Origin of the sequence: Mesorhizobium sp. M1A.F.Ca.IN.020.06.1.1 (assembly GCF_004023265.1) — a bacterium.
GTDB lineage: Bacteria > Pseudomonadota > Alphaproteobacteria > Rhizobiales > Rhizobiaceae > Mesorhizobium.
In genome coordinates this window covers 1-7,849 of record NZ_RZSR01000187.1, presented here as the reverse complement: position 1 = coordinate 7,849, position 7,849 = coordinate 1, and the positions used below count along the sequence as shown (strand labels likewise).

The window sequence follows — 7,849 nt, the reverse complement described above, 5'->3', positions numbered from 1 at the left end:
ACCGGGTGGCGGCCGCCGGCAATCTCGAAGGCGAGGCTGGAATCCACGACCGGCCGGCACCAGCCCTCGCTTTCGGACAGCAGCGCCAAGGCCGACGATACGTCGAGGACTGCAAGTGCCTCGGCCCCGGCGCGGATGCTGTCGGCCTCGCTCACCACTTCCGCCGTCAGCCGGTCGAAGGTGGCAAGCTCGATGCTCAGCGCCTTATCGGCGGCATTGGCGATCTTCGATTCCAGCTCCGCCAGTTCCGTCGTGGTGAAGCGCATGGCGTTGGCCATGGTCTGGCGATGGATGAAGCGCGCCTTCGCAGCGTCGCTGCCGGTCATGATCGAATGATGGTTGGCCGTCACCTCGATATAGTAGCCGAGCACATTGTTGTGCCGGATCTTCAGCGAGCGGATGCCGGTCTCTTCGATCAATGAGCGCTCCAGCCCGGCGATCACCTTTCGCGACTCATCGCGCAACGCCCGCATCTCGTCGAGTTCGGCATTGTAGCCTGATCGCACGAAGCCGCCGTCGCGCCTGATGAGCGGCAATTCGTCGTCGAGCGCCTCGCCGAGATGGCGGGCGAGCGCCTTGGGCAAGCCATGGATCGCCGCGAGCGCCGCGGCGAGTTCGGCGGGGAGCGCCGTCGTCGCAAACAGTGCGGCGATCGCGCCCGCGGCCTCGAAGCCGGCGCTGAGCGCGCCAAGGTCGCGCGGGCCGCCGCGGTGGAGCGCCAGCCTGGAGAGCGCCCTCGGCATGTCGGCGACACTTTTCAGGCTCGTTCGCAATCCCTGGCAAAGCCGCGCTTCGGCGCGAAAGAACGACACCGAATCCAGCCTAGCGGAAATCAATGCCGGGTCGGTCAGCGGCGCCATCAGCCGGTCGGCGAGCAGTCTCGCCCCGCCCCCGGTCACGGTCCGGTCGATCGCCTTGAACAGCGAGCCCTCGCGGCTGCCGGATAGCGTGCGCAGGAGTTCCAGATTGGCGCGCGTCGCCGGGTCGATGAAAAGCGTCGAGCCGTTCTCCTCGCGCTCGGGCCGCGACAGCGGCGGCCGTTCGGCCTTCTGCGTCTTCTCGACATAGGCGATGGCGCCCGAGATCGCCGACAGCTCGGCACGCGAAAAAGTGCCGAAACTGTCCGGGGTCGCCACCTCGAAGAAGCGGGCTATGCGGCCCGTGGCCGATGCCGAATCGAACAAAGATGGCGGCTGCGGGTTGGCGATCCGGCCGAGCACGTCGAAGACCGGCCGCAGCTCCGCGTCATGGAACACCGGCTCGGCGACGATCAGCTCGCGCGGATCGACGCGGAAAATGTCGGCAAGCAGCCGTTCGGCCGAGGTTTCAGCCACCCGAAACGCGCCCGTCGAGATGTCGATCCAGGCAAGCGCGAAACTGCCTTGGCTGGCTGCATTGCCGCCCTTCACTCGCCCCAGCGCCATCAGGAAGCTCGACTCCGAGGGTGCAAGCAGCTTGTCCTCGGTGATGGTGCCCGGCGTGACCAGCCGCACCACGTCGCGGCGCACCACCGATTTCGAGCCACGCTTCTTGGCTTCCGCCGGGTCCTCGATCTGCTCGCACACGGCAACGCGGAAGCCCTGCGCGATCAGCTTCTGCAGATAATCGTCCGCCGCATGCACCGGCACGCCGCACATCGGGATGTCGTGGCCCTGGTGCTTGCCGCGCCGCGTGAGCACGATGCCGAGCGCCTGGCTCGCCTTTTCGGCGTCGTCGAAGAACAGCTCGTAGAAATCGCCCATGCGGTAGAACAGAAGCGAATCCGGGTTCGCCGCCTTGATCTCGATATACTGCTCCATCATCGGTGTGACGCCGCCCATGGTGGGCGCCGGCGTCGTCGTTTCCTGGGCGTCGGTATCGGTCGGCATGTGCATGTTCATGCCCGAACGCTAGCAGATGTGGCAGGGCGGTTTAATGCCGGAGGCTCGAAAAGCAGGGGAAAGCGCGAGCCATGCTGCCAGCTCGCCGTCAATCGGTCCGCCGCATTGCCGGCCTTCTGTGTTGAAGCAGCTTCGCCCGGCTTGTCGGTTTACAGTCGCCGCGTGTAGCCTTAATCGGTGGGAACCATAAGCAAGCAGCCGTCCCAAGCGGTGCCGCACAGGCGAGGAAATCAAAAGCATCATGGCCAGGAAAACCGAAAGCAGCGGGCCCTCCGTCAGCGCGCAGGAGGCGCTCGAATTCCACGCCATGGGTCGGCCGGGCAAGCTGGAGATCGTCGCCACCAAGCCGATGGCCACGCAACGCGATCTGAGCCTCGCCTATTCGCCGGGCGTCGCCGTTCCTGTGCGCGCAATCGCGGAGGATCCAAGCCGCGCCTTCGACTATACGACGCGCGGCAACATGGTCGCCGTCATCTCCAATGGCACCGCAATCCTCGGTCTTGGCAATCTCGGCGCCCTGGCTTCGAAGCCGGTCATGGAAGGCAAGTCGGTGCTGTTCAAGCGCTTCGCCGATGTCGATTCGATCGACCTCGAGGTGGCCACCGAGGACGCCGACGAATTCATCAACTGCGTGCGCTTCCTCGGACCTTCCTTCGGCGGCATCAATCTCGAGGACATCAAGGCGCCGGAATGCTTCATCATCGAGCAGCGGCTCCGCGAGTTGATGGACATCCCCGTCTTCCACGACGACCAGCACGGCACCGCCATCATCTCGGCCGCCGGGCTGATCAACGCGCTGGAGATCACCGGCCGCGACATGAAGACCACCAAAATGGTCTGCAACGGCGCGGGCGCAGCGGGCATCGCCTGTATCGAATTGATGAAGGCGATGGGTTTTTCGCCGGAAAATATCATCCTGTGCGATACCAAGGGCGTGGTCTTCCAGGGCCGCGCCGAAGGCATGAACCAGTGGAAGTCGGCGCATGCGGTCAAGACCGAGGCGCGCTCCCTCGCCGAGGCGCTTGACGGCTGCGACGTCTTTCTCGGGCTCTCCGCCAAGGGCGCGCTGACCCCCGCCATGGTGCAGTCGATGGCCAAGAACCCGATTATCTTCGCGATGGCCAATCCGGATCCGGAGATCACGCCCGAGGAAGTGGGCGAGATCCGCACCGACGCCATCATGGCCACCGGCCGCTCGGATTACCCGAACCAGGTCAACAATGTGCTGGGCTTTCCCTACATCTTCCGCGGCGCGCTGGATGTTAGGGCCACCACCATCAATGACGAGATGAAAATCGCCGCCGCACGCGCCCTCGCCGAGCTGGCGCGCCAGGACGTGCCCGACGACGTCGCCGCCGCCTATCAGGGCAACCGGCCGAAATTCGGCCCCAACTACATCATCCCGGTGCCCTTCGATCCGCGCCTGATCTCGGCGATCCCGCTTGCCGTGGCCAGGGCCGCGATGGAGTCCGGCGTCGCCCGCAAGCCGATCCTCGATCTCGACCGCTACGCGCATGAGCTCTCCGCCCGCCGCGATCCGATCGCCTCGACCTTGCAGCGCATCTACGACCGCGTCCGCCGCCAGCCCAAGCGCATCGTCTTCGCCGAAGGCGAGGAGGAGCAGGTGATGCGCGCCGCCGTCTCCTATGTGAACCAGAGGCTGGGCACGGCGATCCTGCTCGGCCGCGACGACGTCATCAAGGAGAATGCCCGCAACGCCGGCATCGAACTCAACAAGCAAGGCCTCGAGATCATCAATGCCAGGCTGTCGCGCCGCAATGGGATCTACACCGACTATCTCTACGAACGCATGCAGCGCAAGGGCTACCTGTTCCGCGACTGTCAGCGCCTGATCAACAACGACCGCAACCATTTCGCCGCCTGCATGGTGGCGCTGGGCGACGCCGACGGCATCGTCACCGGCGTGACCCGCAACTATTCCACCGCGCTCGACGACGTGCGCCGCGTCATCGACGCCAAGCCAGGCCACCGCGTGATCGGCGTTTCGATCGTGCTGGCAAGGGGTCGCACCGTGCTGGTTGCCGACACCGCCGTGCACGACATGCCGAATGCCGAGCAGATCGCCGACATCGCCGAGGAGGCGGCCGGCTTTGCCCGCCGCATGGGCTACGAGCCGAGGATTGCCATGCTCGCCTACTCCACCTTCGGTCATCCGCAGGGCGAGCGCTCCGAGCGGGTGCAGGAGGCGGTGCGCATCCTCGACAAGCGCCGCGTCGACTTCGAATATGACGGCGAGATGGCCGCCGACGTGGCGCTGAACCCGCGCGCCATGGCGCAGTACCCGTTCATCAGGCTGACCGGTTCGGCCAATGTGCTGGTCATGCCCGCCTTCCACTCGGCCTCGATCTCGACCAAGATGCTGCAGGAACTCGGCGGCTCGACCGTCATCGGCCCGCTGCTGGTCGGTCTGAACAAGCCGGTGCAGATCGTCTCGCTCAACGCCAAGGACTCAGACATCGTCAACATGGCGGCGATCGCGGCCTATACGGCGGGGAATTGACGGGCGGCCGCCGCGCCCCGCCCTTTGCCGAACTCAAAAGCAAAAAGGCCCGTGGCGATGCCGCGGGCCTTTCTGTTTGGGTCGCAGCTTTCGATCAGAAATTGCGCTGGAAGCGGACGATGCCGCCGACGCTGTCCTTCTTGTCGGCCTTGGTCCAGTTGCCGAACGGAGTGCCGTCGTAGAAGTGGCCGAAGTGGTTCCAGTCGACTTCGGTCGTGATCGTGTAGCCCGGCACGATGGTGTAGGCGACGTTCGCCGCCAAAGCGTAGTTCTTGTCGTCGTCGGCCGAAGCCTGGAGATTGAACGCCGTCTTGTCGTTGAACTTGTAGGTGCCGCCGCCCCAGACGGCCCAATTGCCGCCCCACGGCTTGTATAAGCCGCGACCGCTGGCATCGATGGCGTTGCCGGCATTGTCATTGAGGTTGTCGTCGGTGCCGTAGCCGCCCATGACGAACAAAGTCAGTTCCTTGCTGACATTGACGTCCAAGCGAACCTTGCCGGCGACTTCCTCGTAATTGCTGTCATAGGCGACGACGCCGGTGATCGCACCCCAGTCGCCCTTGTACTTCAAGCCGCCGACGACGTGAGGAACGTAGCTGTCGATCGTGCCGGTCACGCCGGAGCCCTCTTCGAGCGAGATGACGCCCGAGAAGCCGCCGTCCACATCGAAGTAGTAGCTGACGACGTTGGTGTCCTTGACGCCGTACGGAATGATCGTGTCCTGGATGACATTGCCCGCGTAACCGATGAACTGGTCATAAGGCGTTTCGTCCTTACCGACGCGCAGGCCGCCGAGCTGGATCCAGGCGAAATGCAGGTCGGGCGCCTTGTTGGCAGCGGGGTTGGTGTCAACCTCACCGTTGGAGGTGACCAGGTTCTTGTCACCGAAGTTGAAGCGCGTTTCGGTGTAGGTCTTCAACGTGCCGAGCTCTCGCGCAGCATTTCGATGGGGACGCGGCCATCCAGTTCGGGGCAGGGATGAGCGAGCCAGAACCAGGCCAATCTCGGATTGGTGATGGCCGCCAACACCTCGCTTATGCCGGGGGCCGGCCTGCCGTCGATGAACTGGGCGAGCGGGAAGACATGCTTGCGGCCGCCTTTGCGCAGCGCGACGACCTCAGCGCGCCTTTGCCAGCGGTGCAGCGTCGAGCGAGGTATACGGAACTTCTCTTCCAGATAGGTCGACCCGGCGACCTCGCCGGCCCAGTCTTCGATCAGCATCGACTGCAGCTCGGAGACCCGCTCGGCAAAGGGCCGCGGGATGGGCTTGCCGGCCCCGATCTTCGGATTTTCGTCCCTGCTGCCTGCGTCGCGCGGCTCGGCGCGCGCGATCTTCTCCGCCATCGCGCGGAAGAATTCGGAGGCGAGCCCGGTCCAGCTGCCCTTGAAGGAGGTGATGGCAAGCCGCTGCGCCTGCGGCAGGAACGGAAGGGCGGCGGCAACACCGCCGGCCATCGCGGTGGCGCAGATCAGCGCCTCCGCGTCCTTTAGGACGCCATGCTGCATCAAAGCCTGTCGCACAGCCTCGGCCACAAGTCCGGCCAAGGCGTCTTGCGAAGTTCCTTCAGGCGGATTCTGAAATCTGGTCATGCATCTGTCTTGCGGGGCCGCGCTTCTCCCAAACTGGGCCGTCGTTGAACGGCTACAGCGGAAAGCGGCTATCGCAATGGTGACGGACGCAGCGACCGTGAAGGTTGCTGTCTTGCATTTTTGACACCCCAACTGCTGCGGGCGCCCGAAATGTCAGTCGCGGAACGCCCAATGTGCCTCTAGGAGCGATCTATGACAGCGGCGCGACAGCCGGGTTCATTTGGCGCCCGACCGGGATGACGCCGCGGAACTAAAGCAGGCCCGCCTGTTCCGCTTCGCGGCGCAGATTCTGGCGCGGTCGCGGGCCGATCTGCTGGATCACCAGCCCGGCCGCCAGCGAGCCGAGGTCGCCGCACCCCTGGAGGCTGCGTCCGGTCGTGTATCCATAGAGGAAACCGGCGGCATAAAGGTCGCCCGCGCCGGTCGTGTCGACCAGTTCCTTGATTGTGGTCGCATGAATAGTGACGGTCTCGTCGCCGCGCACGATCACCGAGCCCTTTTCCGAGCGAGTAACGGCGGCGATCTTGCAATCTTTGCGTATCGCCGCCAGCGCGTCCTCGAAGGAAGCGGTCTGGTAGAGCGACTTGATCTCGTGGCTGTTGGCGAAGACGATGTCGACCGTGCCGGAGCGCATCAGATCGAGGAACTCGTCGCGGTAGCGGTCGACGCAGAAAGAATCCGACAGCGTCATCGACACTTCGCGCCCCGCCGCATGCGCCAGCCTCGCGGTCTGCCGGATCGCTTCCTTGGCGCGCGGCGGATCCCACAGATAACCCTCGAAATAGGTGACCTTGGCGCCGGCCGCCTTGTCGGCCTCGACGTCCTCCGGCCCCAGCTCGACGCAGGCGCCGAGATAGGTGTTCATCGAGCGCTCGCCGTCGGGCGTGACGAAGATCATCGAGCGCGCCGTCGGCGGCTCGCCTTGCAGTGGCTTGGTGTCGAAGGCCACGCCCTGGGCGCGGATATCATGGCTGTAGATGTCGCCGAGCGCATCGTTCGACACCTTGCCGAAAAAGGCGGCGCGGCCGCCGAAGCTCGCCACGCCCGCCGCCGTGTTGCCGGCGCTACCGCCTGAAGCTTCGATCGCCGGTCCCATGCGGCTGTAGAGGAGCTCCGCGCGCCTGGTGTCGATGAGGTTCATCGCGCCCTTGATGATGCCGTTGGTTTCCAGAAAGGCCTCGTCGCATTGCGCGATGATGTCGACAATGGCATTGCCGATGCAAAGCACGTCATATTCCGGCATCAATGTCTCCGCCAACGACTGTCCGGCTTTCTGCCACGCCGGCCGCGCGCGGGTCTAGCGGCTCGCAGCCGCTTTGCCTACCCCGAAAATCGGCACCGGTTTCCGCTTCGCCGACTTCCGGCCCGGTTGCTGCGGCAGCCGTCGCGCCGAACTGGACCATATCGTTAGAGGCGACGGCGGCTATGGTTGGAGCGTCATCGAAACATCTAAGCCGCGGTGTGAGCTAGAACGGGCCGTCGAAACAGGCTGAAAGCGCGAAATCCCATGTCCGATAAGACCGAGATGACGACCGAGCTGGCGCTGCTTGGCCTGCTGGCGGTGTTGTGGGGTGCCTCCTACACCTTCATCAAGATCGGCGTCGAGACGATCCCGCCAGTGACCTTCATCGCCGGGCGCACGCTGATCGCCGGCGGCATTCTGCTTGGCCTCATCCGCTGGCGCGGCCTTGTCATGCCGCGGGAGGTGGTCATGTGGCGGCGCTTCATGTTCCAGGCCTGCCTCAACAGCGTCATCCCGTTCACGCTGATCGCCGCCGCCGAACGTTCGATCGACGCCGGCCTTGCCACGATCCTCAACGCGACGTCGCCGATCTTCACCTTTCTGCTGACGGCGCTG

5 protein-coding genes and 1 pseudogene are annotated in these 7,849 nt (G+C 64.8%); 2 read left to right on the top strand and 4 right to left on the bottom strand.

Annotation, left to right across the window (positions count from 1 at the left end; all coding sequences use genetic code 11):
* A partial coding sequence (gene mutS, locus EOA60_RS11105) for a DNA mismatch repair protein MutS (protein WP_245502544.1) occupies nucleotides 1-1,868 on the bottom strand: 1,868 nt, incomplete at its 3' end.
* 253 nt (nucleotides 1,869-2,121) lie between these two features.
* On the opposite strand from mutS, the gene EOA60_RS11100 reads away from it, so the two are divergent.
* Entirely contained in the window at nucleotides 2,122-4,401 is a 2,280-nt protein-coding gene (locus tag EOA60_RS11100) for an NADP-dependent malic enzyme (RefSeq protein WP_095824302.1), read from the top strand.
* 94 nt (nucleotides 4,402-4,495) lie between these two features.
* Here the strand turns inward: EOA60_RS11100 and EOA60_RS11095 are convergent.
* From EOA60_RS11095 to EOA60_RS11085, 3 genes and pseudogenes are all read right to left on the bottom strand, one after another.
* A pseudogene (locus tag EOA60_RS11095) lies at nucleotides 4,496-5,332 on the bottom strand (porin); the annotation flags it as partial.
* Complete coding sequence (locus EOA60_RS11090) at nucleotides 5,317-5,991, bottom strand: hypothetical protein (protein WP_095799246.1); 675 nt, start codon at nucleotides 5,989-5,991, stop codon at nucleotides 5,317-5,319. The gene EOA60_RS11090 and the pseudogene EOA60_RS11095, both read right to left, overlap by 16 nt.
* A gap of 250 nt (nucleotides 5,992-6,241) precedes the next feature.
* Entirely contained in the window at nucleotides 6,242-7,234 is a 993-nt protein-coding gene (locus EOA60_RS11085) for an adenosine kinase (RefSeq protein ID WP_127335519.1), read from the bottom strand.
* Nucleotides 7,235-7,498: 264 nt separating this feature from the next.
* Here EOA60_RS11085 and EOA60_RS11080 point away from each other — a divergent pair.
* The coding region (locus EOA60_RS11080; RefSeq protein ID WP_164899262.1) for an EamA family transporter at nucleotides 7,499-7,849 on the top strand (351 nt) is incomplete at its 3' end.

What these genes read in the sequence shown, in the direction of transcription:
- EOA60_RS11100 (WP_095824302.1), top strand. Translation starts at nt 2,122, where the DNA reads ATGGCCAGGAAAACCGAAAGCAGCGGGCCCTCCGTCAGCGCGCAGGAG.
- EOA60_RS11090 (WP_095799246.1), bottom strand. Translation starts at nt 5,991, where the DNA reads ATGACCAGATTTCAGAATCCGCCTGAAGGAACTTCGCAAGACGCCTTG.
- EOA60_RS11085 (WP_127335519.1), bottom strand. Translation starts at nt 7,234, where the DNA reads ATGCCGGAATATGACGTGCTTTGCATCGGCAATGCCATTGTCGACATC.